The sequence below is a fragment of the Corynebacterium sp. HMSC06C06 genome, assembly GCF_001807295.1.
Classification (GTDB): domain Bacteria; phylum Actinomycetota; class Actinomycetes; order Mycobacteriales; family Mycobacteriaceae; genus Corynebacterium; species Corynebacterium striatum.
In genome coordinates, this window is sequence record NZ_KV788480.1 from 272 (window position 1) to 22,352 (window position 22,081).

22 protein-coding genes and 5 tRNA genes are annotated in these 22,081 nt (G+C 58.3%); 9 read left to right on the plus strand and 18 right to left on the minus strand.

Features of this window, described 5'->3' with window-relative positions:
• Positions 1–268 precede the first annotated feature (268 nt).
• Positions 269–1,537 (minus strand): UDP-N-acetylglucosamine 1-carboxyvinyltransferase, encoded by a 1,269-nt coding sequence (gene murA, locus HMPREF3153_RS02795; RefSeq protein WP_070419947.1) that lies wholly within the window; start codon positions 1,535–1,537, stop codon positions 269–271.
• Positions 1,538–1,613: 76 nt separating this feature from the next.
• The gene (gene ramA / locus HMPREF3153_RS02800; RefSeq protein ID WP_049160464.1) at positions 1,614–2,453 is read right to left on the minus strand and encodes an acetate metabolism transcriptional regulator RamA; all 840 of its coding nucleotides are present in this window, start codon (positions 2,451–2,453) and stop codon (positions 1,614–1,616) included.
• A gap of 255 nt (positions 2,454–2,708) precedes the next feature.
• Here ramA and cysK point away from each other — a divergent pair, with 255 nt between their 5' ends.
• Both cysK and epsC read left to right on the plus strand, forming a co-directional pair.
• On the plus strand, positions 2,709–3,644 hold the full coding sequence (gene cysK / locus HMPREF3153_RS02805) for a cysteine synthase A (RefSeq protein ID WP_049064319.1): 936 nt from the start codon (positions 2,709–2,711) through the stop codon (positions 3,642–3,644).
• A 66-nt stretch (positions 3,645–3,710) separates the two neighbouring features.
• The gene (gene epsC / locus HMPREF3153_RS02810) at positions 3,711–4,274 is read left to right on the plus strand and encodes a serine O-acetyltransferase EpsC (RefSeq protein ID WP_100087528.1); all 564 of its coding nucleotides are present in this window, start codon (positions 3,711–3,713) and stop codon (positions 4,272–4,274) included.
• A gap of 70 nt (positions 4,275–4,344) precedes the next feature.
• On the opposite strand, the gene HMPREF3153_RS02815 is transcribed toward epsC, so the two are convergent.
• The 6 genes from HMPREF3153_RS02815 to HMPREF3153_RS02840 form a co-directional block, all read right to left on the minus strand.
• Positions 4,345–4,635: a GNAT family N-acetyltransferase gene (locus tag HMPREF3153_RS02815; RefSeq protein WP_070419948.1), complete on the minus strand. Its 291-nt coding sequence runs from the start codon at positions 4,633–4,635 to the stop codon at positions 4,345–4,347.
• A 55-nt stretch (positions 4,636–4,690) separates the two neighbouring features.
• Positions 4,691–4,763 (minus strand) — tRNA-Phe (locus HMPREF3153_RS02820).
• A 21-nt stretch (positions 4,764–4,784) separates the two neighbouring features.
• Positions 4,785–4,858 (minus strand) — tRNA-Asp (locus HMPREF3153_RS02825).
• Between the two features lie 375 nt (positions 4,859–5,233).
• Positions 5,234–5,476 carry a hypothetical protein gene (locus HMPREF3153_RS02830; protein WP_070419949.1) on the minus strand — a complete coding sequence of 81 codons (243 nt, stop codon included), beginning with the start codon at positions 5,474–5,476 and terminating at the stop codon, positions 5,234–5,236.
• A 39-nt stretch (positions 5,477–5,515) separates the two neighbouring features.
• A tRNA-Asp gene (locus tag HMPREF3153_RS02835) sits at positions 5,516–5,592 on the minus strand.
• A gap of 49 nt (positions 5,593–5,641) precedes the next feature.
• Positions 5,642–5,714, minus strand: a tRNA-Glu gene (locus HMPREF3153_RS02840).
• Positions 5,715–5,796: 82 nt separating this feature from the next.
• On the opposite strand from HMPREF3153_RS02840, the gene HMPREF3153_RS02845 reads away from it, so the two are divergent.
• Positions 5,797–6,129: a metal-sensitive transcriptional regulator gene (locus HMPREF3153_RS02845; protein WP_046646025.1), complete on the plus strand. Its 333-nt coding sequence runs from the start codon at positions 5,797–5,799 to the stop codon at positions 6,127–6,129.
• 374 nt (positions 6,130–6,503) lie between these two features.
• On the opposite strand, the gene HMPREF3153_RS02850 is transcribed toward HMPREF3153_RS02845, so the two are convergent.
• Positions 6,504–6,576 (minus strand) — tRNA-Lys (locus tag HMPREF3153_RS02850).
• An 82-nt stretch (positions 6,577–6,658) separates the two neighbouring features.
• Positions 6,659–8,161, minus strand: a complete 1,503-nt coding sequence (locus HMPREF3153_RS02855) for an acetyl-CoA hydrolase/transferase family protein (RefSeq protein ID WP_070419950.1) — start codon at positions 8,159–8,161, stop codon at positions 6,659–6,661.
• A 179-nt stretch (positions 8,162–8,340) separates the two neighbouring features.
• Here HMPREF3153_RS02855 and dusB point away from each other — a divergent pair, with 179 nt between their 5' ends.
• A complete protein-coding gene (gene dusB, locus HMPREF3153_RS02860) occupies positions 8,341–9,486 on the plus strand; it encodes a tRNA dihydrouridine synthase DusB (RefSeq protein ID WP_005531378.1) in 1,146 nt (381 codons plus the stop codon).
• 49 nt (positions 9,487–9,535) lie between these two features.
• The gene (gene phoU / locus HMPREF3153_RS02865; RefSeq protein ID WP_046646027.1) at positions 9,536–10,264 is read left to right on the plus strand and encodes a phosphate signaling complex protein PhoU; all 729 of its coding nucleotides are present in this window, start codon (positions 9,536–9,538) and stop codon (positions 10,262–10,264) included.
• A 222-nt stretch (positions 10,265–10,486) separates the two neighbouring features.
• Here phoU and pstB read toward each other — a convergent pair whose 3' ends face one another.
• From pstB to mshD, 5 genes are all read right to left on the minus strand, one after another.
• Complete coding sequence (gene pstB, locus HMPREF3153_RS02870) at positions 10,487–11,260, minus strand: phosphate ABC transporter ATP-binding protein PstB (RefSeq protein ID WP_005531374.1); 774 nt, start codon at positions 11,258–11,260, stop codon at positions 10,487–10,489.
• 42 nt (positions 11,261–11,302) lie between these two features.
• Positions 11,303–12,214, minus strand: coding sequence for a phosphate ABC transporter permease PstA (gene pstA / locus HMPREF3153_RS02875; protein ID WP_046646029.1), 912 nt, complete (start codon positions 12,212–12,214; stop codon positions 11,303–11,305).
• Between the two features lie 13 nt (positions 12,215–12,227).
• On the minus strand, positions 12,228–13,274 hold the full coding sequence (pstC, locus tag HMPREF3153_RS02880; RefSeq protein ID WP_070419951.1) for a phosphate ABC transporter permease subunit PstC: 1,047 nt from the start codon (positions 13,272–13,274) through the stop codon (positions 12,228–12,230).
• Positions 13,275–13,387: 113 nt separating this feature from the next.
• Positions 13,388–14,482: a phosphate ABC transporter substrate-binding protein PstS gene (gene pstS, locus HMPREF3153_RS02885; RefSeq protein ID WP_005531368.1), complete on the minus strand. Its 1,095-nt coding sequence runs from the start codon at positions 14,480–14,482 to the stop codon at positions 13,388–13,390.
• A gap of 195 nt (positions 14,483–14,677) precedes the next feature.
• Positions 14,678–15,598 carry a mycothiol synthase gene (gene mshD / locus HMPREF3153_RS02890; RefSeq protein ID WP_070419969.1) on the minus strand — a complete coding sequence of 307 codons (921 nt, stop codon included), beginning with the start codon at positions 15,596–15,598 and terminating at the stop codon, positions 14,678–14,680.
• Positions 15,599–15,631: 33 nt separating this feature from the next.
• On the opposite strand from mshD, the gene HMPREF3153_RS02895 reads away from it, so the two are divergent.
• Positions 15,632–16,441 carry an LmeA family phospholipid-binding protein gene (locus HMPREF3153_RS02895; protein ID WP_070419952.1) on the plus strand — a complete coding sequence of 270 codons (810 nt, stop codon included), beginning with the start codon at positions 15,632–15,634 and terminating at the stop codon, positions 16,439–16,441.
• A 46-nt stretch (positions 16,442–16,487) separates the two neighbouring features.
• Here the strand turns inward: HMPREF3153_RS02895 and HMPREF3153_RS02900 are convergent, their stop codons facing one another.
• Positions 16,488–17,528 carry a diacylglycerol/lipid kinase family protein gene (locus tag HMPREF3153_RS02900; protein ID WP_070419953.1) on the minus strand — a complete coding sequence of 347 codons (1,041 nt, stop codon included), beginning with the start codon at positions 17,526–17,528 and terminating at the stop codon, positions 16,488–16,490.
• A 53-nt stretch (positions 17,529–17,581) separates the two neighbouring features.
• Here HMPREF3153_RS02900 and HMPREF3153_RS02905 point away from each other — a divergent pair, with 53 nt between their 5' ends.
• Positions 17,582–18,232, plus strand: coding sequence for a heme-binding beta-barrel domain-containing protein (locus HMPREF3153_RS02905; RefSeq protein WP_070419954.1), 651 nt, complete (start codon positions 17,582–17,584; stop codon positions 18,230–18,232).
• On the opposite strand, the gene HMPREF3153_RS02910 is transcribed toward HMPREF3153_RS02905, so the two are convergent.
• Positions 18,229–19,095 carry an aminodeoxychorismate lyase gene (locus HMPREF3153_RS02910; RefSeq protein ID WP_371440894.1) on the minus strand — a complete coding sequence of 289 codons (867 nt, stop codon included), beginning with the start codon at positions 19,093–19,095 and terminating at the stop codon, positions 18,229–18,231. The genes HMPREF3153_RS02905 and HMPREF3153_RS02910 overlap by 4 nt on opposite strands.
• A gap of 30 nt (positions 19,096–19,125) precedes the next feature.
• Here HMPREF3153_RS02910 and HMPREF3153_RS02915 point away from each other — a divergent pair, with 30 nt between their 5' ends.
• Together HMPREF3153_RS02915 and HMPREF3153_RS02920 are read left to right on the plus strand one after the other, a co-directional pair.
• A complete protein-coding gene (locus tag HMPREF3153_RS02915) occupies positions 19,126–20,184 on the plus strand; it encodes a CAF17-like 4Fe-4S cluster assembly/insertion protein YgfZ (protein WP_070419956.1) in 1,059 nt (352 codons plus the stop codon).
• Between the two features lie 177 nt (positions 20,185–20,361).
• Positions 20,362–20,568: a DUF3073 domain-containing protein gene (locus HMPREF3153_RS02920; protein ID WP_034657466.1), complete on the plus strand. Its 207-nt coding sequence runs from the start codon at positions 20,362–20,364 to the stop codon at positions 20,566–20,568.
• A 450-nt stretch (positions 20,569–21,018) separates the two neighbouring features.
• Here HMPREF3153_RS02920 and purM read toward each other — a convergent pair whose 3' ends face one another.
• On the minus strand, positions 21,019–22,071 hold the full coding sequence (gene purM, locus HMPREF3153_RS02925) for a phosphoribosylformylglycinamidine cyclo-ligase (RefSeq protein WP_005531349.1): 1,053 nt from the start codon (positions 22,069–22,071) through the stop codon (positions 21,019–21,021).
• Positions 22,072–22,081 lie beyond the last annotated feature (10 nt).

Genomic DNA, 22,081 nt, shown 5'->3' on the forward strand with positions numbered 1-22,081 from the left:
ATTGGCACACTATTGAGTTCTCAGACATCATCGCCACACAACGAACAGACACCATTTGAATGGTGACAGCTCATCATGAGCAAAAAATTTATTTTCGTCAGGGCCTGTTTTCCTCCCGCCACTTCAGCCAGTCACTGCGTGACTGTGGGGCGCTGTCGGTCGCGCTGACTCACATAAAGTTACACACCACATCCAACCAACACAAATCCCCAGCACACAACGCCTTTTGGCGTGCATGCTGGGGAGTGAAAGAGACGTCGTCAAGCGTTTAATAAAGCTCGGGCTCTTGGGTGCGCTCGATGGTAGCTCCTAGACGCTTCAGGTTCTCCACAAAATTGGGATAGCCGCGGTCAATATGGAAGACGTCATGCACCGTAGTCACCTCATCCGCGCACAGTGCGGAAAGAACCAAGCCGGCGCCCGCACGAATATCGGAACTCCACACATGCGTGGACGACAGCCTTTCCTGGCCGCGGATCACCACGTGGTGACCGTCCACCTGTGCATCGGCGCCAAGGCGCAGCATCTCGTCCACGAAGCGGAAGCGGGACTCGAAGACGTTCTCGGTGATGATGGTGGTGCCGTCCGCAATCGCAGAAAGACCGATGGCCATCGGCTGCAAGTCAGTGGGGAATCCCGGGAAAGGCAGAGTCTGATAATCCACCGCTACTGGACGCTTGCGCATGCAGACACGGAAACCGTTGTCATAAGCCTCGATTTCCGCGCCGGCGGACTTCAGCTTCTCTAGTGGCAGGTGAAGGTGGCGCGGAGCGATTCCACCGACCGTAATGTCGCCTTGCGTCATAACCGCCGCATAGGCCCACGTGCCCGCAACGATGCGATCTCCGATGACCTTATGCTCGGTTGGATGCAGCTTCTCCACACCCCGTATCGTGATGGTAGAGCTTCCCTCCCCCTCGATATTTGCACCCATTTCCTTGAGCATCGTGCACAGGTCGACAATCTCGGGTTCGCGCGCTGCGTTGTGAAGAACGGTCTCTCCATCTGCCAAGACTGCGGCGGTAAGGATATTTTCCGTAGCACCCACCGAAGGGAAGTCGAGCTTGATGCTTGCACCATGAAGTCCATCAGCTTCCGCAACCACAGCACCATGTTCAATGCGTGTGCGGGCACCCATCTTTTCCAGACCCGATTGGTGCATGTCGAGAGGTCGCGAACCAATAGCGTCTCCGCCAGGCAGCGCTACCTTGGCATGACCACACCGAGCAGTCAGTGGGCCGAGCACGCAAACTGAAGCGCGAAACTGCCGGACTGCATCAAAACCAGCATTAGACTGCGGTTTCTCTGGGACCGTGATGGAAACTACGGAGCCGTCGATTTCCACTTCACAGCCGAGACCTTCAAGAACTTTGCGCATCAGGGGCACATCGAGGATCTGCGGACAGTTGGTCAGCGTCGTAGTGCCCTCTGCGAGAAGGGCTGCGGCCATGAGCTTGAGAACGCTATTCTTTGCGCCATCAACCACAACCGTGCCTTCGAGTCGAGCACCGCCGGAGACAATAAATTGGTCTTTCACATCTCCCTAAACTACCGGATGCCCCTGAAAAACTTCTGCAAGCTTCAGGGGCATCCGGTCTAAAAAGATGAATCTATCAGGGCAAAGCGCCAATTCGACGGGCAGCATTGACCGCTTCGTAGCGAGTGTGTGCGCCCAATTTACGCATCACAGAGCGCAAGTAAGACTTAACGGTCTCGGCACCAATGCCCATTTCTTCTGCGGCCTCCACATTGGTATGACCGAGCGCGACACAGGACAAGACGTCGAGTTCGCGGGCAGAAAGCTTGGTGGACTGCTTGACCCGCACCGGGGAAACCATCTGGTCGCACAGAGCTTCAAGCTCCTTGCGCAGGTCTTCATCCTCAACCCGATTAGCCAACATGCGCAGTTTGGAGTGCGTGGAGCGAACCTGCTCCCACTCCGCACCGTTCATGACATGGCCGCGCGCTGCGCCACTCTTGCCGCCGTCGGCGCGACGCATAGCGGAGTTAACTGCCAAATCTTGCTCCAGGCAGCGGGCAGTCATGGTCACCTCTTCGATGACTTTGTCACCCAGGCGCACCGGCGAGTGGACACCCACGTAAAGCACTCCACGAATTTCGCGTTGCACAGTAACGGGAACAGCAACAATGGAGTGCAGGCCCTCGTCCTGGATGTGACGGTCGTTTTCGTGCGAGATGGTCGTCGCGCGAGAGTAGTCCGAGACACCAACCGCGCGCCGTGTGCTAACAACGCGACCACCGACGCCTACACCGGCATCGATAATGAGGTTTTGCAAAGCGGGAGTGCGAAGCCCAACCCACTGAGTGATTTGCAGGCGGTTATCAGGAAGTAGGGTTCCATACATCGTGACTGGAATGCCGGTTGCGGTCTTCAGGGAAGACAGGGCGGCGCGTACGGCTTCGTCATCATCTTTGAGGCGATGCGGCTCCATGAGAATCTCTCCTAGTTGGGGGTAACCAGTAGGTGCACCCATACCCACCACACAATTCGGGGGTAAAAGAACACCTTCACCGCAGTATAACCGGCGAACGGGGGTAATAATAAATCGCCTTACCATTAAACATTGATCGGAATCCAACAAACGGTGCCCGAATGATCGGTACAGAACTTATATACCACTTGGTCTAGTGGCGTGGTGTACAGTGACTGGGGTACGCAAGAACAGATTTCCCAAGGAGTCCACAAAATGGCTGTTTACAACAACATTCTAGAAACCATCGGTAACACTCCGCTGGTACGCCTCAACCGCCTCACCGAGGGTCTCGACGCCGAGATTCTCGTTAAGGTTGAGTCCTTTAACCCTGCTAACTCCGTTAAGGACCGTATTGGCAAGGCCATTATCGACGCCGCCGTTGAATCCGGCGAGCTGAAGCCAGGCGGCACCATCGTTGAGGCAACCTCCGGCAACACCGGTATTGCACTTGCCTTCGCTGGCGCCACCTTGGGTTACAAGGTCATCCTCACTATGCCGGAGACCATGTCCAACGAGCGCAAGGTTCTGCTGCGCGCTTACGGTGCAGAGATTGTCCTCACCCCAGGTGCTGCCGGCATGAAGGGCGCAGTCGACAAGGCAAACGAGATTATCGCCAACACCGACAACGCCATCCTCGCTTCCCAGTTCGCCAACGAGGCAAACCCGAAGATCCACGAGGCAACCACCGGTCCGGAGATCTGGAAGGACGCAGAGGGCAAGGTTGATGCCTTCGTCGCAGGCGTGGGCACCGGCGGCACCGTTACCGGCGTGGGCCGTTACCTGAAGTCCCAGAACCCGGACCTGCACCTGGCTGCAGTCGAGCCTTCTGACTCCCCTGTTCTTTCCGAGGGTCACGCAGGTCCGCACAAGATCCAGGGCATCGGCGCAAACTTCGTCCCTGAGGTTCTCGACCGCGAGCTTCTCGACGAGGTCCTGACCGCCACCAACGAGGAGGCAATCGCAACCTCCCGCAAGCTGGCAACCGACGAGGGTCTGCTCGTTGGCATCTCCGCTGGCGCGAACGTCTCCGCTGCTTTGAAGCTGGCTGCACGCCCAGAGTTCAAGGGCAAGACCATCGTGGTCGTCCTGCCGGACTTCGGTGAGCGCTACGTCTCCACCGTCCTCTTCGAGGACATCCGCGAAGCATAAGCTTTCTGAATTTAAAGCACCCATCTTCTTGGTGGGTGCTTTTTCTATGACAGTAGTATGAACCACATGAACATCCTGAAGATGATCCGCGAGGATTTGGCGAACGCCCGTGATCATGATCCAGCTGCCCGTGGTGATGCAGAAAATGCCATTGTCTACTCAGGCTTGCACGCGATTTGGGTTCACCGGATCTGTCACTGGATGTGGAAGCGCGGATGGCGTGGCCCTGCACGAATTCTGGCGCAGATTAACCGCTTCTTCACTGGCATTGAGATTCACCCTGGAGCCACCATTGGCCGCCGTTTCTTCATTGACCACGGCATGGGCATCGTGATTGGTGAGACCGCCGAAATCGGAGATGGCGTCATGATTTATCACGGCGTCACCCTGGGTGGTCAGGTTCTTACTCAGACCAAGCGCCACCCCACCGTTGAGGACAACGTCACTATCGGTGCTGGTGCCAAAGTGCTGGGCCCTATCACCATCGGTGAGGGCTCCGCTATCGGTGCAAACGCGGTCGTCACCAAGGACGTTCCGGCACAGCACATTGCCATCGGCATTCCGGCCACAAATAGGCCGCGCAAGAAGGACGAGTGCATCAAACTGGTCGACCCGGACTACTACATCTAGCTGTTGCTTTGCGACGTCGCCAAGCGCGGCAAAGTGGGCCCCACACGAACGTGGGGTCCACTTTTAGGTTTTAGTTCTCGAGCAGGTGCTGGTATTCCGGGTTCTTCTCGATGAAGCCCGCGACGGCAGAGCAGCTGGCGATGACGCGCTTACCGACGGTGGATTCATCCTCCAGAGCGGCCTTGATGAGCGGTTTGGACAGGCCCTGGCCTTGGAAGCCCTCGTGGACCACGGTGTGGTGGAAATCGCGGGTTTCTGCGGTGTCGGCGTACTCCGCGAAGCCGGCCTCTTCCCCATCAACGGCAATTACGAAACGGGAGGTGTCAGTTTGGTGTGCAACAGAAGTAGTCATGTGGCCCATTAAACCATTTCTACAAAACCAAAAGAACCCCCTTCTGAAGAAGGGGGTTGATTTGTGGCCAGAGCCAGGATCGAACTGGCGACCCCACACTTTTCAGGCGTGTGCTCTACCGACTGAGCTATCTGGCCAGAAGCCACTAAAGACTTCGGCGACCCTGACGGGACTTGAACCCGCGACCTCCGCCGTGACAGGGCGGCGCGCTAACCAACTGCGCCACAGGGCCATATTCTATAGTTGCTGTGCTCTCTGGCACGAATAATTACTCTACACAACGTTCTTAAAGCTAGACAAATCCGCACCTTAACAGCAATTTCAGGACAATTCTTTAGGGCTATTTGGCGCTGCTTTGCTTCCACGGCGGGGCTAACGCGACCAGCACTCGGCCGAGAAGAAGAAACCTGCACAGTTGCCAACGAAGGCTCCAGATCGTCGATCAGAGACGCTCAAATTGTCAGTTAGGACGATCCTCACCATAGGTCTCGCGTTGAGTCTCGTTTGACCGTGCGGCGTTGGTCGTGACTTGCGGCCTATCGAAACCCACTGGCTCGAAGGTCGACTTTGACCCTGGCTATGTCATCGAGCTCGATGCATCCAAAATTCACGCCGCGCTTTCCGACGTCGCGCCAGCATCCTCCGCACGCGTCGGCCAGGTAGCCACCCCAGTCAGCGCAAGCACCAGCGCAGCCACCGCGTCTAGCAGGCCTAGTCGTGCCCCGCTGCCATACCTATCTTGTTCACCGATTGTCTCGGGCACACACTGCACGCAGATACCGACTAAAGCTCTAAGCAAAGAGCGCATGACCCAGAACACAATTGCGCCACCGGAATGGGACTTGGACATGACAAAAGCCGGCCCCAATCCTGGAACCGGCTTGCAATATGGCGACCCTGACGGGACTTGAACCCGCGACCTCCGCCGTGACAGGGCGGCGCGCTAACCAACTGCGCCACAGGGCCATATTGAATTGTGGCCTTAAAAAGACCGGTATGAAGCAAAAGAGCTTCGTACCCCCAACGGGATTCGAACCCGTGCCGCCGCCGTGAAAGGGCGGTGTCCTAGGCCGCTAGACGATGGGGGCCCGTTGCCTTGAAGCAACGTTTTAAAAATATACTGGAGATGCCACGCGATACAAAATCGCCCCGGACGAAAGGCGAAACATCATGTCTGACCAGCACGAAACCTGCGCTTGTCATGAGCCACATGTGCACGGCTACAACGCGGATAGTGAAAACAAGGCAAAGTACCTTACCCGCCTTAAGCGCATCGAGGGTCAAGCCCGCGGCATCCATCGCATGATCGAGGAAGACCAGTACTGCATCGACATCATCACGCAGATTTCCGCGGTGACCTCTGCCCTAGAAAACGTCTCTTTAGCACTCCTCCAGGACCATATCGAGCACTGTGTGGCCGGCGCCGCCGCCGAGGACGGCGAGGTAGCCAAAGAAAAGCTAGAAGAAGCGATGACCGCCATCAAAAAGCTGGTCAAGCACTAAGCTTTTTACCCAACAATGTTGAGGTAACCCTCCCGCTCCTCCGCGAGGATTGGAGTCCGAGAAACACCCGATGGTGTAGCTGTTGTTAATGTGCGGGCGCATCATTTCATAATGCGCCTGCATGCGCGGAGGACCGATTGAGCGCTTGATAGCAAAATAGCCCCCACCGCGAATCCACAGGACGCTGCGTCGGCAACACAGGCGCAGATGTTGCCCTGAATATAGCTGCACCGGCCACCGACCTGACGCGGCTTGGCTGCATTGTTTGGAAGAAACGTTTCTCCCTATGCTCTCTTCACCCCGGCTCAAAAGCCCTGATAACCACCAGGCAAGTAAAAATCCCTCGGCATCGTTATGCCGAGGGATTCCTGCTGTGGGCCCTCCGGGGCTCGAACCCGGGACCTGCGGATTAAAAGTCCGTAGCTCTACCAACTGAGCTAAAGGCCCAACGCTGAACCAGTCTAGTATCCCAGTCCAGTAAATACGAAATAACCCCCGGCAAACTGCCGAGGGTTAACGTTGCAAGCGATTAGCCGCGCATGTCGCCCTTCTCAGCGAAGTTGATCTGGAAATCGAATGCGGTCTTCAGATCATGCGGGGTGTGGACGAACTTGTTCGCCTTCGCGCGCTCAAAGTACTCCTCCAGCATCGGACGGTAATCCGGGTGCGCCACGGCGATGACCTTCTCCACGCGCTCACGCGGTGCGAGACCACGCAAGTCAGCGACACCGTACTCGGTGATGATGACCATGGTGTCGTGCTCGGTGTGGTCAGTGTGGGAAACGAAAGGAACAATCGCGGAGATTGCGCCGTCCTTTGCCACAGACGGGGAAACGAACGTGGTGATGTAACCGTTGCGGGTGAAGTCACCGGAGCCGCCGGTGCCGTTCATGATGCGGGAGCCGCCAACGTTGGTGGAGTTGATGTTGCCGTAAATATCGGCCTCAATCATGCCGTTGGAGGAAATGAGACCCACGCGGCGGATAACCTCCGGGTGGTTGGAGACCTGCTGCGGACGCAGGATGATGTGCTTGCGGTAGCGCTCAGCTTCAGCGTTCATCTTCTCTGCGTACTCCGGGGAAAGTGCAAAGGAGGTCGCGGAAGCAACAGTCATCTTGCCTGCGTCGATGAGGTCAAGCATGCCATCCTGGATGACCTCGGTGTATGCCTGAATGTTCTCAAACTTGGACTCGAGCAGACCTGCCATCACAGCGTTTGGCACGTTGCCCACACCAGACTGCATGATGAACTTGTCGTACTCAAGGCGTCCAGCAGCAACCTCGCCTTCGAGGAACTCGATGAAGTTAGCGGCGATCTTCTCAGAGACCTCATCCGGTGCCTTAAACGGAGCATTGCGGTCCGGAGCATTGGTCTCAACAACTGCAACGACCTTCTCGGTTGGAAGCTCGATGTAAGTGGTACCGATACGGTCATCAACCTTGGTGATTGGAATTGGCTGGCGGTTTGGCAGCTTCTCAATCTTGTAGATATCGTGCATACCCTCGAGCTTCTCGGACTGCCAGGAGTTAACTTCCAGAATAATCTTGTCTGCAACCTCGATATACTCAAGGTTGTTGCCTACTGCGGAGGACGGGATGATATTGCCGTCCTCGAGGATACGAACGACCTCGATGATAGCTACCTGGAAGTCACCGTAGAAGCCCTCTTCAACCTGCTGGCCAGAGTGGGACAGGTGGATGTCCTGGTAAAGAATCTCACCGGCGTTTGCCTTGTTACGCAGCATCGGATCGGAGTTGTACGGGGAGCGGAAGCGCAGAGCGTCTGCCTCCGCCAGAACACCGTCACAGTCCGGAGCGGTGGAAGCACCGGAGAAGAGATCGATCTTGAATTCTTCGCCAGCTGCGTGTGCAGCCTTAGCCTTTTCAGCGATGGCGGTCGGCAGCGCCTTTGGGTAGCCAGCACCGGTGAAGCCGGAGATTCCGACACGGTCACCGTTGCTGACAAACTTTGCAGCCTCGTCAGCAGAAACAACGAGGTCCTTAAATGGCGCGTATGCGATCCTATCGGACAAGGTAAATCCTCCTTTTTATACGGGAAAAGACCTAGGTAACGGTCCACCCCTGCGAGTTACATGCACCACATTAGCGAACTTGTTGAGGTTTTACCGAAATCTTCGCAAACTTACACACCCCCGTCACACCGCCTTCGACAACTTGCCACCCAACCTGCTAAAAGAGCACAATTGGCTGCGTGAATCTTGCAATCGGAAAAATCGAGCTCAACTCCCCCGTTGTCCTAGCCCCTATGGCGGGCGTGACCAACGTGGCTTTCCGCACGCTCTGCCGCGAACAAGAAATAGAGAAAACAGGCACCGTCTCAGGCCTGTATGTGTGCGAAATGGTGACGGCGCGCGCCCTCGTGGAGCGCAATGAAAAGACCATGCACATGACCACCTTTGGGCCGGAAGAAAACCCCCGTTCATTGCAGCTGTATACCGTCGATCCGGAGTACACATATAAAGCAGCCAAGATGATTGTGGACGAGAACTTGGCAGACCACATCGACATGAACTTCGGCTGCCCCGTACCTAAGGTGACCCGTCGTGGTGGCGGCTCCGCCCTGCCCTACAAACGCCGCCTCTTCGGCAACATTATCGCAGCAGCGGTAAAGGCAACTGAAGGAACCGACATCCCGGTTACCGTAAAGATGCGCGTGGGCATCGATGACGAGCACCATACGCACCTCGACGCCGGCCGTATCGCCGTCGAGGAAGGTGCAGCCGCGGTTGCACTCCACGGACGCACTGCCGCGCAGCGCTACTCGGGTCATGCCGATTGGAACGAGATCGCACGCCTGAAGGAACATCTCGCCGACTCGGGCATTCCCGTGCTTGGCAACGGCGACATCTTCAAGGCCACCGATGCGCGCGCGATGATGGAGCAGACAGGCTGCGACGGCGTCGTCGTCGGTCGCGGCTGCTTGGGCCGCCCGTGGCTCTTTGCAGAACTATCCGCCGAGCTGCGCGGCGAGCCCATCCCGGCAGAGCCGACACTGGGTGAAGTAACGAAGACTATGATTCGCCACGCAGAGTTACTTGCACAGCACGACGGCGAGCGCCAGGCAAGCCGCGATATCCGCAAGCACGTGGGTTGGTACCTGCGTGGATTCCCAGTCGGCGGCGAGGTTCGCTCGGGCCTGGCACGCGTCGAATCCGTGGATAACCTGCGGGAACTATTGGCACCGTGGGCTAATTCGCAGGCGCTTGCCGACGACGCAGATGGCGCCCGTGGGCGTCAAGGCTCACCCGCCAAGGTGGTCCTTCCGGAAGGTTGGCTGGACGACCCAGAGGACGCTACCGTGCCGGAGGGCGCGGAAATCATGCACTCCGGTGGATAAATAAAACCTTAACGAGCGCTAGACCAAAAATTGGTCTATTATTCTCGACATGCGTACCGCTTATCGCGAACACCTCGACGACTTCTCGCATGACCTCATCATCATGCGAGACATCGTCCACACCATCATGACCAAAGCCTCCGAAGCCCTTCTGGAATCCGAACTCCAGCCGGCCGAGGAGTCCCTGTCGCTGCGCGATGACCTCGACGAAGTTCGCACTCGCTGCGAGGAACGCGCAGTGCTGCTCCTCGCCCTCGAAAACCCCATGGCCAAGGATCTTCGCCAGGTAGTTTCCTCCATCTACATCGTCGAGGATCTCTACCGCATGGGCCGCCTGGCGCAGCACGTCGCCTCCGCTGCTCGGCGCCGCCACCCCGAGTCCGTCCTCCCTGCTGACTGCATCGGCTACTTCGAGGAGCTCTACCGCCTCGTCACTGACATGAGTAAAAAGCTCCGCGAAATCCTCGTTACGCCGGACCCCGACACCGCATTGAGGATGGCTTCTGAGGATGACGCTGTCGACGACATAAACCACTATCTCCTCTCCTACTTAACGCAACGAGAGTGGAAAGCAAGCGTGCGCGAAGCAGTTGAAACCGCTCAAATGACGCGCTACTACGAGCGCTTCGCGGACCACTGCGTCGCTGTGGCAGGCCGCATCATTTACCTGTCCACGGGCTTGGCACCAGAGGAATACATGGCCAAGCTAAGCGAGGAAGAGCGGGATAAGGAATTCGAATCCCGCATGGCCGAATTGGAGCGTCAGTTCCGCCGCTAAAAGCAATACCCCGACTAGCCCTTTTCAAGCCGCAATTGAAGAGGATAAGTCGGGTTTCTGCGTTTGCACATAAATTATCTACGCAAGTCTAAAAACACTTCAGGATTCGGTATCACGCAATCCGGGGAATAAAAGGGGCCCTCGCATTCCGCAGCAAGATAGTCGCAGGAGTGCGAGGGCTCTACGCGTTCACAGGAACGAGCAAGAAGTGAGACTGGTGCTTTAGCCGAAGCGGCCGGAGATGTAGTCCTCGGTGTCCTTCTTGGATGGGTTCTTGAAGATGGTGGTGGTGTCATCGAACTCTACGAGGTGGCCCGGCTTACCGGTCGCCTCGAGGGAGAAGAAACCGGTCTTGTCAGAGACACGAGCTGCCTGCTGCATGTTGTGGGTAACGATAACGATGGTGAAGTTTTCCTTCAGCTCGTGGATGAGGTCCTCCACAGCCAGAGTGGAAATTGGGTCGAGTGCGGAGCAAGGCTCATCCATGAGGAGAACCTCTGGTTCGACTGCAATCGCACGAGCGATGCACAGACGCTGCTGCTGACCACCGGAGAGGCCGCCGCCCGGCTTGTCCAGACGGTCCTTAACCTCGTCCCAGAGGTTTGCGCCACGCAGGGACTTCTCAGCAACTTCCTTCAGCTTCTTTTTGTTCTTCTCACCAGACAGACGCAGGCCAGCCACGACGTTGTCCTCAATGGACATGGTTGGGAATGGGTTCGCCTTCTGGAACACCATGCCGATGGTGTTGCGAACGGAAACTGGGTCAACCTTCGGGCCATAGATGTTCTGGCCGTCGAGAAGAATTTCACCCTTCACGGATGCACCTGGGATGACCTCGTGCATGCGGTTGAGGGTACGCAGAACGGTGGACTTGCCACAGCCAGAAGGGCCAATGAATGCGGTAACTGCCTGTGCTGGAATCTGCATGTTGACGTTCTGTACGGCGTGGAAGTCACCGTAGTAGATGTTCACGTCGTTGAGCTCAAGCTTTGACATTGAAAGATACTCCTGTTGAGAGGTTTTAAGTGGGACGGCGTTTTACTTCTTGACGGAGAACTTCGCAGAAATGATGCGAGCTCCAATGTTGAGGATTGCGATGATGAGGACCAGGGTGAGCGCAGCGCCCCACAGTTTGTCCAGAACAGCCGGCTGTGCACCGGACTTGTACATGTCGAGCATCATCAGCGGCAAGGAGGACATAGCGCCGTCCATTGCATCCCAGTTGATGGAAGAGGTGGAACCCACCAAGACCAGAACCGGAGCGGATTCACCCATAACACGGGCCACAGCCAGCATGATGCCGGTGACGATGCCGGAGAGGGCGGTCGGCAGAACGATTCGCGCAATGGTCTTCCACTTTGGAACACCCAGGGCGTAAGAGGCCTCACGCAGGTCCATTGGGACCACACGGAGCATTTCCTCGGTGTTGCGGACGACAATTGGAATCATCAGCAGAACCAAGGAAAGTGCCACAGCCATACCGGAGCGCTCGAAGCCGAAGAGAGTAATCCACATTGCGAAGACGAACAGTGCAGCAACGATGGAAGGAACACCAGAGAGGATGTCCACCATGAAGGTGGTCAGGCGGCTAAGCAGGCCACCGCGGGAGTACTCCACCAGATAGATAGCGGTGAAGATACCGATTGGCACGGAGATAAGCGTCGCGAGAATCGTCTGTACAAAAGTACCGATAATGGCGTGGAGTGCACCGCCACCGGCTTCGGTGTCGAGGATTCCGCGCTGGGAAAGGGTCCACCACTCGGGGTTAAGGATGGCACCAGCACCGCGGGTGAAGAGCTCCCACAGTACCCAGACGAGCGGAATCATGGCCAGAATCATCGTGGCCCACACGATGATGGTGGCGACGTTGTTGGCAGTCTTGCGGCCTGCAGAGATATCGAGGAAGACAGAACCGGAATTCTGAGGCAGAGTCTTTACTGGAGTAGACATTGTTTTCTTCCTCCTACTTGTTCTTCACGATGGAACGGGCAATGGCGTTGACCACGAAGGTCAGGAAGAACAGCATGAGACCGGCCGCGATGTATGCACCTGCACGCATCTCGTTACCGAACTCGGAAGCTGCTAGAGCAATCGCCGTTGCGAAGGTAGTACCTCCGTCGAAGAGCGAGAAGCGGAAGTCAATCAGCGGGGAGACAACCATGTACAGAGCCATGGTCTCACCCAGTGCACGGCCCAGACCCAGCATGGAGCCTGCGATGTAGCCGGACATACCGAATGGCAGAACGGTCATGCGGATAACTTCCCAGCGGGTCGCGCCGAGTGCCAAAGCGGACTCGATCTGGCCCGGAGGCGTCTGGACAAAGACCTCACGTGCGGTAGCAGCGATAATCGGCAGAATCATCACTGCCAGCACGATGCCACCGGTAAAAATGTTGCGGCCGGTAGTGAAGGAGGGCGAGTTGTCGTACGTCGTGAAGAGAAAGAAGCCACCAGCCCAAGAGTGCAGCCAGGTGTAGAAGCCCGACAAAGCTGGGCCGAGCACCTGCCAGCCCCACAGACCGTAAACAATCGAAGGAACTGCTGCGAGCATGTCAACGAGGAAGCCCAGTGGCTTAACCGCGCGTGCCGGAGCGTAGTTGGAAAGGAAGATGGCGATACCGAGTGCAATCGGCATGGCAATCAACAAAGCCACGACGGAGATGAGGATCGTCGATCCGAACATGGTCGGGATACCGAACTTCATTGCGTCGGTGTCGTTGGTTTCCCAACGCTGACCGTAGGTAAAGAATCCCAGGAATCCGCCCTCATTGACGTTGAGCGCAGGAACTGCGCGCCAAATCAGGAAGGCAGCGATAGCCGCAATCATCACCGTGATGAGCGTTGCGGAAGCAGTGGAGAGGAACTCAAAGACGCGGTCGCCGGGGCGCTTTACGCCCGCGCCGGTAGCAACGGAAGCTACCTCAGAACCGTCAGTGCCGAGTGCAGGCTGGGACGTTGCGATTACGTCCTGCTCATCGACCGGCGCCGTGGTGAGATTGTTGTCTGCCATGAGACTACGAAATCCTTTTCAACGGAAAGTTTGGAAATTATAAGACATACCGCAGCCCCCAAAGGCGCTCAGTGGAACGGATTTGGGGGCAAGCAGTGTATGGGCCCAGAGGATTACTGGATTGCTTCGACCGCAGCCTTCAGGCGGTCAAGGTGGTCGCCGGCGACTGGGATGAAGCCAGCAGCCTCGAGGTCAGCGTTCTGGTTCTCCAGAACGGTGTTCATGAAGGCCTTCACCAGAGCGGAGGTCTCCTCATCGTAACCAGCGGAGCAAACGATGTTGTAGGTGGTGAGGATGAGTGGGTAAGCACCAGCGGTGTCGGAACCGAAGAGAGCCTCGGAGTCAACAACCATGTTGTGCTCGGAGCCGGTCTCCTTGAATGCCAGGTTGTCGAGTGCAACACCGACGGACTCGTTGGAGAGCTCTACAGGGCCGTTGCCGAAGTCGATCTTGGCAATCTTAACGCCGTCGCCTTCCTTCTGGTGTGCGTAGCCAGCCTCAACGTAGGTGATTGCACCCTCGATGGAAGCAACCTGGTCAGCAACACCGGAGGAGCCGTTTGCGCCCTCACCGACAGCGTCTGGGAACTGCTTGCCCTCATCGTCCCAGTTACCGGTAGCGGTCTTCAGGAACTTCTGGAAGTTGTCAGAGGTACCAGACTCGTCAGAACGGAAGATGACGGTGATGTCGGTGTCAGGAAGCTCGGTGCCCTCGTTGGCAGCCTTAATCTCTTTGTCGTTCCACTTGGTGATCTCGCCCTTGAAGATCTTTGCCAGGGTCTCGGTCTTCAGGTTGACCTCGGTGTCACCCAGGTTATAAGCGATAGCAACTGGGCCGATGGTGGTTGGCAGGTGCCATGCGTCGTTGCCCTCGCAACGCTCCTTGGCAGCCTCAACCTCACCCTTGTCTTCCTTCAGAGCGGAGTCGGAACCAGCAAAGTCAACGGTGCCGTTGGTGAAGGCCTCAACACCCGCGCCGGAACCGGAAGAGGTGTAAGAGAAGTTAGCGTCTGGGTAGTCAGCCAGGAATGCCTTCTCAAAGACGGACATTGCGCTCTTCTGGGAAGAAGCACCCTCGCCGGTGAGGTCACCGGAGACCTCAGAGCCGCCCTCAGAGCCGGAGCCGGACTCAGAGCAGGCAACGAGGCCGGTGGAAGTTGCGGCGATGATGCCGAAGATTGCAGCAGTGCGCTTGAAGTTGCGGGTCACGGGAAACCTTTCAACGAAGAACAGAGATTGTTAGTCCGAGGAAACCGCACTTCGCATTGGTATTTCGCGAAAGAGCTGAAAGATGATTACCAACACCGCGGTTAACTCACGGGATGTAAAGCTAACCGGAGCGGGTTAACCGCAGTAGTAGTTTCAGGTGAACAAAAAGTGAACATGTCCCCAATCCGCATGAGGCTAATCACGATCCGAATAGACGGAATGGTCTTCAATAACTTCGAAGCCCAAACGTTCATACGCCGTCACGGCCGGCTCGTTATCCGCCTCAACATAGAGAATTACCCGCTCAGCTCCCTTTTCCACCATGCGGTGAAGGCCGTCGTGAAGCAATGGACCGCCTAGTTTTTGACCGCGATAAGCCTCCGAAAGACCGATCACGTAGACCTCACCAAACTCAGGAGTTTCTTCTGTGTGCCATTTGGTCCAGTGGAATCCGACCATCGTTGGAGCACCCTGAGGTGAGGTTTTCTCCTCATCCCACATGAATTGGACGTCCGCCGGATCGAACCAATCCGCCTCCATTCCGCGGTGCAAGCGCTCAAGATCCCAGCCACCTTGCTCGGGGTGCCACGAGAATGCCTCGTTGTTGGCGCGCACCCATTCCTGTTCCACCCAGTCCTTGCCCCACCGCTGAACGGAATCGGTGTAACTAAGGTGGGTAAAGGGGGCGTCGTCAAGCGCGGCGTGCTTGGCCAGGTTCTGCCCGTTTACCTCCATCACCAGCAGCTGTCGCACCAGGTGCAGATTGTTGCGGGCCGCCAACGCGCGTGCTGCCGGCAGGTTCCCGTGCGCCCAGAAATGGGCATGCGGCTGGGCGGCGCGAACGTGTTCAATGAGGCCCTGGCCCAGGCCGTGCCCGCGATGAGAGGGGTGAACAAAAAGCTCCACATCCTGCCCGGCCACAGCGGCGATACCGACTACCTGCTCGCCTTCCTTGGCGAGGTAATGCTGGTGCTCCAAGCGCGCATCGCTCAGGCCAAGCAGGAACTGCTCGGACAAGGGCGCGATGCCATCTGCCCGGCGCGCTTGCTCGGCACCAGCGCGTACCTTGTCTGCGAGATCGGCGTCTTGGGTGAGATTCAGGGATTCGATATTCATGCCCACCAGGGTACGTGCGGTAAGAATAGAGGGGTGACTGTTCTCCAAATCAACCGCCATATTGTCCGCCTTGGTGTCGTCGCCTTGGTGGGCGGCATCGCTTGGCTTAGCGACTCCGCAGTGGCCATGCACGCTGAGCACACAGTGGCTCAGGAATCGAAGGCGGTCTCGCGCCTGGAGAACACTCCCGACGTCTATATTGGCGGCATCCCTTATACATTGGCTGCGCTAACCAAGGAGATTCCTTATCTCGAGGTGCAGTCGCTCGACGTCGAGGTACCCAAGCTCGGCATGGTCAACGCCTCAACCACAATGCGTGACATCACCATCACGCCGCAGCAGGTTTTCAGCGGCAAGTTTGAGGGCGCACCAGTATCCACGTACACGCGCGGTATCAGCCTCGATGGCGTAGCGCTCGGACGTTTGTTAGGGATTACGGATCTCTCGATTGCCAACCCCGACAACATCTCCCCCATCGGAGGCACCGCGGCAGAGGCTGAGCTGACGGGCACGCTGCCGGGCGATACAAAGAAGTCCACCGTGAAGGTGGCGCTGCGCTTGGTCGGCGAGCAGTTCCACATGAACGTCTACGACACCGAAGACCCGCGCCTTATCAAGGCCTTTACCCTCCAGTTCGATACCCGCGAGCTGCCACTTCCTGCACAGGCGACGTCCGTCAAGCTCCACGGCGGCTCGATCACCTTCGAGGTCCAACGCCGCAACATCAAGCTCAAGTCCACGCAGCTGTCCCCTCTCGAAATAGAGGGCTCAGAGGAGAAGGCCGTTAAGGACGCCGAGCAAAAGGCGGAGGACACTGCGGAGAAGGTTAACGAGGGCAGCTAGCCCTGGGGGTGGCTCGCGGACTAGCAACTCGGTTGCCTGGCAGCGCCTACTTGATGCGAATCAAGTCGCGCAGAATCTCTCGCACGCTCCGCTCGTGGGGCGGGCGCGGCTGCAGGGGCGCGAAGACCTCAATGGCATCTGCCACCGATTCGAGGTGCACCTCGGTGAACTTGCCCACGGACTCGCCGTCGGCTTGGAAGCGCTTCGGAGTTGGCGTCTCCAAATCAACCGATTGTGCATCGTCGAACTGCAGCGCACGCGCCTGCGTGATCTTGGACAGCAAGCGCCGACGGTCCACGCCCATCAGGTGCAGCATGCCCACTAGGCCATGGATGCCGCCCAAGTCAGAAACTCCAAATAGCCCCAGGCCCGCGTCGAAGGAGTTGCGCGGGTTGGTTACCACGGGAAGCGGGCCCAGGAACGTCCATGGGTTGGTATTCGAGGTAAACATCAGCGGGACCTTGTGGGCGGTGAATTTCTCACCTGCGCGGCTGACCGCGTGCACGGAAATCTCCGGTGGGATGACGCGCGCCCGCAGGTAAGCCTGCGCGGAAACCGCGAGGTAGCGCAGCGGCGTGGCCGAAAAGCCCATCTCTCGTGCGCGATCGACTCGGGCAAGAACGTCGGCGTCCAAACCAAAACCAGCGTTGACCGCAAACCAACGGTCGTTCCACGTACCCAGGTGAATCTTGCGGCGGGTGTCGCGCTCCATGAGGCGAGCCAAGACGTGGGCCGCCTCCACCGGGGTATTGGGAATTCCCAGTGCACGCACAAAGACGTTCGCGGAACCGGTGGGAACTACGCCGAGGACAGGAAGCTCTTCAGGTCGCGGACGGTCCTTTCGGTCAGCCGGCCCCAACAGGCCGTTGACCACCTCGTTAACGGTCCCGTCGCCGCCAAAGACCACGATGGCGTCGAAATCAGTGCGTGTCATTCCGCGCACGATCTCCTCCGCATGCCCCGCGTAATGGGTGAACTGCATGCGCATGTGAGCGCCTTCGACGTCGCGAAGCAGCGGAATGACCTGCCGGAACAAGGCATCGCTCTGAGAAGTCGAGTTCGGATTTGAAATTGCTAGTACTCGCACAGCGAACCAGCCTAGTGGTTGTTGACGTACATAGACGACTAGGCTGGTGCGTCATGAGCGAAAGTAGCAACGAAAATAGCACCCAGAAGATCAACGGCAACGACGCCGTAAACCACGCCGCGGAGGCGTGGAAAGACGCAGCTTCCCGCAATATCCCTGCAGTAGACATCGTGGAGAACCCACTCGCGCAAGAGACCGCTAACCTGCGCCAGGGTCCTTCCCTGCACGACGGCCTGCTGGCTCTCCTTCCCCTCGTGGGCGTATGGCAGGGCGAAGGCCAAGCACATGACACCACCGGCGAGCAGTACAGCTTTGGCCAGCAGCTCATCGTGAGCCACGACGGCGAAAATTACCTCACCTTTAGTTCTCGCACCTGGCGCATCGATTCCGAAGGCAAGCCAAGCGGCGCGGATATCCGTGAAAGCGGCTTCTGGCGCATCTCGCTCAAGGACGAGATCGAAATGACCTACACCTCTTCCAACGGCATCGTGGAAATCTTCTACGGCGAGCCTTTCAACGAGCGTGCATGGCAGCTGGAATCCGCCTCCACCATGGTCACGGAGACGGGCCCGAAGAACTTTGGCCCGGGCAAGCGCATGTACGGCTTGATGCCGAACAACAACCTCGGCTGGGTAGACGAGCGCATGGTCGACGGCGAGATGCGCCCTTACATGTCCGCTGAGCTCACCCGCGTGGCAGGCTAACGCGCCAGAGCAGCATCCAAGAGGTCCCGGATTTCCGCAGCGTTATCTGGGGCCTTTAGCCTTGTCCCATCAAGGTTAGTCACGCGCACAGCGGTACGTACCGAGGAGACCAACCACACAGAGTCAGAGCGCTCCAGGTATCCAGGGGTGATCTCCTTGGCCTTGCAGCGATAGCCCTTTTCCGTGGCGTACTCGAAAAGCGCGGCCTGGGTAGTGCCCGGCAGGATTCCCTTGCCCGCCGGGGTACGCAGCTTGTCACCGCGTACCGCCACGACTGTCGACGTCGCGCCCTCCAGCACCAAGCCCGTCTCCGGGTCGGTGAAGATCACGTCCTCAAAGCCCTTGCCTCGCGCCAGGCGCAGCGTGGCCATTGTGGCCGCGTAGTTCAGGGTCTTGGCGGGAAGCTCCTCAGCCACCTGCCACAACCGCGGTGTGGTCATGACCTTCACTCCCTTGGCACGCTGCTCAATAATCTTGGCGTCGATGGGCTGCACCACTACCCACGCGGTGGGGTGCCCGGTCAAGGCGCGCCCGCGGGTATAGGTCCAGGTGCACTTGGCCTCGCCTTGGCCATCAGGCCCGAAATAGTCGGCGATAGCCAGGTTGGTGGCCTCTTCCCACTTCTCCAACTGCGGCTCGGGCAGCTCGAGAGCCAGCGCCGAGTTAATAAATCGTTGGCCATGGCGCGCGAGGTTCGCGGCCTTGCCATCGCGGATAAGCAGAGACTCAAAGATTCCGTCTCCCCGGGTAACTGCGGCGTCATCCCAATAGACGAGCGGCAACGACGGCAAATGCTTGCGCACCGAGCCGCCATAAGGCTCAACAACGTAGATGACCGGCTCTTTTCGAGGCGTGAACTCCATATTTTTCATTATGCCCTACCATCGGAACCCGTGAGTTATTCTTCGCCACTTCTTCAGCGCCCCGGCGCATCAGAAATCCAAGACGCCACGCTTATCGATGCCGTCGGTATCGCCTGGCACTATGGCGATCCGCTCGTGGAGCAGCGAGCAGTAGAGACCGGTTCCGCGATTGTGGACCGATCCCAGCGCCGTGTCATCAAAGTTGCAGGCCCTGAAGCCGCAACGTTCCTAAATAATCTGCTTTCGCAGAAGCTAGACGACGTCTCCTCCGGCTTCCATGCCGGCGCACTCGACCTCGATATGCAGGGCCACGTGCTCCACCAGGTAGACCTCTCCCGTGTCGAGGATGCGTTCTATCTCGACGTGCCTGCAGCGCAGTTCGATTCGCTGCTGAGCTTTTTGACCAAGATGATCTTCTGGTCCCAGGTAACCGTGGAAGAGGCGGATCTAGCCGTGGTGACTGTGCTGGGCGAAGCGCTTCCCGCACCGGCTGATGCGGTACTTTCCCGGGACGTCGTATGGCGCGGGCCCCATCGCACCGACCACCTGATTCCGCGCTCGCGCCTCGGTGAGGCCGTGGCCGATCTGGAGGCAGCCGGCGGAACCCTCGTGGGGTTGATGGCATTTACCGCGGAGCGCGTGCGCGCGTTGGAACCTGAGCTCGCCGCGGACTTGGACGACAAAGCAATCGCGCATGAGGTACCGCACTGGATTCGCCGCTCGCAGGGACCGGCCTTTGTGCACTTGGACAAGGGTTGCTACCGCGGGCAGGAAACCGTGGCCCGCGTGGAGAACCTCGGCCGTTCCCCGCGCTTGCTGGTGATGCTTTACCTCGATGGCTCGGCTCCAAACCGGCCTGCGATTGGTGACGAGGTAACCCTGGGCGGGCGCCGCGTGGGTCGACTGGGCACCATTGTCGATGACTGCGACTATGGCCCGATTGCCCTGGCATTGATCAAGCGTTCCGCGCTCACGGGCGGTCAGCTAACGATCGGCGACGTTGCCGCGTCTGTGGAAGAGGACTCCTTGCCTACCGACGAAGGGGCCAAGGCTGGGCGCGCGGCCGTGGAAAAGCTGCGTGGCCGCTAACTCAATGGCCGAAAGAGGCGAGTTATACCACTACTTTTGCAATAACTAGGGGGTGGTTCGGAATTTTTTCGTCACACAGGCTATTGTGTCTAACAGGAAGATTCACTTTTAGATTTAAGCCGATGGGGCGTCCAAGAATCCCTGGAACGCCCTACTCACCTCAAGGGGGTCATGCACATGGGACGCGGACGCGCAAAGGCAAAGCAGACCAAAGTTGCACGCCAGCTGAAGTACAATTCGCCCGAAATGGATCTGGATTCGCTCCAGCGGGAGCTCGCCTCCCAAAACCCGAATAACTCCCACGATTATGAGGACGAAGATCCTTATGCCGACTACGTCGACGAGTGGGACGAAGACGACCAAGACGACGAGGGCAAGCGCTAAGGCGCTTTCCTTTTCGCCGCTGGAACTCCAGCTGTAGGCCGCAGCCGCTTCGCGCGGTTGCGGCCCTTTGCTTTTGGCCGCTGTCCGGCTCTTTCCCGCGTTGCCCTGCTCTTACCCGCACTGTCTTGCTCTTCACGGCCTCTTCCCTGGTCTGCCTGAGCCGCCCCTGCTCTTCCCTCGGCCTTCCCTCGGCCTTCCCTCGGCCTTCCCTCGGCCGGCATTTCCAAATGGTGAGGAACAAATGGTGAGGTGAGGCGTCACCCGCCCCAGGAGCTCACTGCAGTCACAGTGATTACAGTGTAACCTCACCATTTGGAGCCACACTAGGCTCCGACTGCATTTGGCTGCCGCGGGACAGACGCCCCAAATGGCAAACCACAAACGGCCTCCCCTCCTCCACCGCGATGTGGCAGAGACTGGAAGGCCGAAAGCAGAAGTGGTTGGACGGGCTTAGAAGTTCGGGTGCTCACCATTCATGATGACGCGAGCTTCACCCTCGCCCGCAGCGCGAATGGTGCCCAACTCCCAGGCATCCACGTGGCGGGCAGCCATCATGGCCATAGCGCGCTCGCGGTCCTCCGGGGAGACAACCGCAATCATGCCAACGCCCATGTTGAAGGTCTTCTCCATCTCTTCGAGGGAAACCTTGCCCACGGAGGAGATGGTCTTGAAAATCTGGCCTGGGGTCCACGTAGAGCGGTTGACCTCAGCGGTCAGGCCCTCAGGGATAACGCGCTCCAAGTTGCCAGCCAGGCCACCGCCAGTGACGTGGCAGAAGGTGGAAACGTTGCACTCAGCGGTCAACGCCAGGCAGTCCTTGGCGTAAATGCGGGTCGGCTCAAGCAGCTCCTCGCCCAGGGTACGGCCAAGCTCTTCGATGTGGCCGTCAAGAGGCAGGCCAGCCTGCTCCAGCAGGACGTAACGAGCCAAGGAGTAGCCGTTAGAGTGCAGACCAGAGGAAGCCATGGCGATGAGGACGTCTCCGTCGCGGACCTTGTCCGGGCCCAGGATGGAGTCAGCCTCAACAACGCCGACTGCAGTTGCGGAAACGTCGTACTCCTCCGGATCCATTACGCCCGGGTGCTCAGCGGTCTCACCACCGAGGAGCGCAGCGCCAGCCTGGACGCAGCCCTCAGCAATACCTTTCACGATCTCCGCGACCTTCTCCGGCACGACCTTGCCCACAGCGATGTAGTCCTGCAGGAACAGCGGCTCAGCGCCACAGACCACGAGGTCATCCACACACATTGCCACGAGGTCGATGCCGATGGTGTCGTGCTTGTCCATGGCCTGCGCCACAGCCAGCTTGGTGCCCACGCCGTCGGAACCCGCGGCCAGGACCGGCTCCTTGTAATCGCCCAGCTTGAACAGGCCGGCGAAACCGCCGAGACCGCCCATGACCTCCGGGCGGGAGGCACGCTTTGCGTGCGGGGCAAACAGGGTAACGGCACGGTCGCCTTCTTCGATGCTGACGCCTGCTGCGGCGTAAGTGTTCTCGCTCATTGTTGAGTCC

Coding starts and splice junctions, on each gene's coding strand:
- ramA (WP_049160464.1), bottom strand. CDS start 2,453: ATGGAGCCGCATCGCCTCAAAGATGATGACGAAGCCGTACGCGCCGCC.
- cysK (WP_049064319.1), top strand. CDS start 2,709: ATGGCTGTTTACAACAACATTCTAGAAACCATCGGTAACACTCCGCTG.
- epsC (WP_100087528.1), top strand. CDS start 3,711: ATGAACATCCTGAAGATGATCCGCGAGGATTTGGCGAACGCCCGTGAT.
- HMPREF3153_RS02815 (WP_070419948.1), bottom strand. CDS start 4,635: ATGGGCCACATGACTACTTCTGTTGCACACCAAACTGACACCTCCCGT.
- HMPREF3153_RS02830 (WP_070419949.1), bottom strand. CDS start 5,476: ATGTCCAAGTCCCATTCCGGTGGCGCAATTGTGTTCTGGGTCATGCGC.
- HMPREF3153_RS02845 (WP_046646025.1), top strand. CDS start 5,797: ATGTCTGACCAGCACGAAACCTGCGCTTGTCATGAGCCACATGTGCAC.
- phoU (WP_046646027.1), top strand. CDS start 9,536: ATGCGTACCGCTTATCGCGAACACCTCGACGACTTCTCGCATGACCTC.
- pstB (WP_005531374.1), bottom strand. CDS start 11,260: ATGTCAAAGCTTGAGCTCAACGACGTGAACATCTACTACGGTGACTTC.
- pstA (WP_046646029.1), bottom strand. CDS start 12,214: ATGTCTACTCCAGTAAAGACTCTGCCTCAGAATTCCGGTTCTGTCTTC.
- pstC (WP_070419951.1), bottom strand. CDS start 13,274: ATGGCAGACAACAATCTCACCACGGCGCCGGTCGATGAGCAGGACGTA.
- mshD (WP_070419969.1), bottom strand. CDS start 15,598: ATGAATATCGAATCCCTGAATCTCACCCAAGACGCCGATCTCGCAGAC.
- HMPREF3153_RS02905 (WP_070419954.1), top strand. CDS start 17,582: ATGAGCGAAAGTAGCAACGAAAATAGCACCCAGAAGATCAACGGCAAC.
- HMPREF3153_RS02910 (WP_371440894.1), bottom strand. CDS start 19,095: ATGGAGTTCACGCCTCGAAAAGAGCCGGTCATCTACGTTGTTGAGCCT.
- HMPREF3153_RS02920 (WP_034657466.1), top strand. CDS start 20,362: ATGGGACGCGGACGCGCAAAGGCAAAGCAGACCAAAGTTGCACGCCAG.
- purM (WP_005531349.1), bottom strand. CDS start 22,071: ATGAGCGAGAACACTTACGCCGCAGCAGGCGTCAGCATCGAAGAAGGC.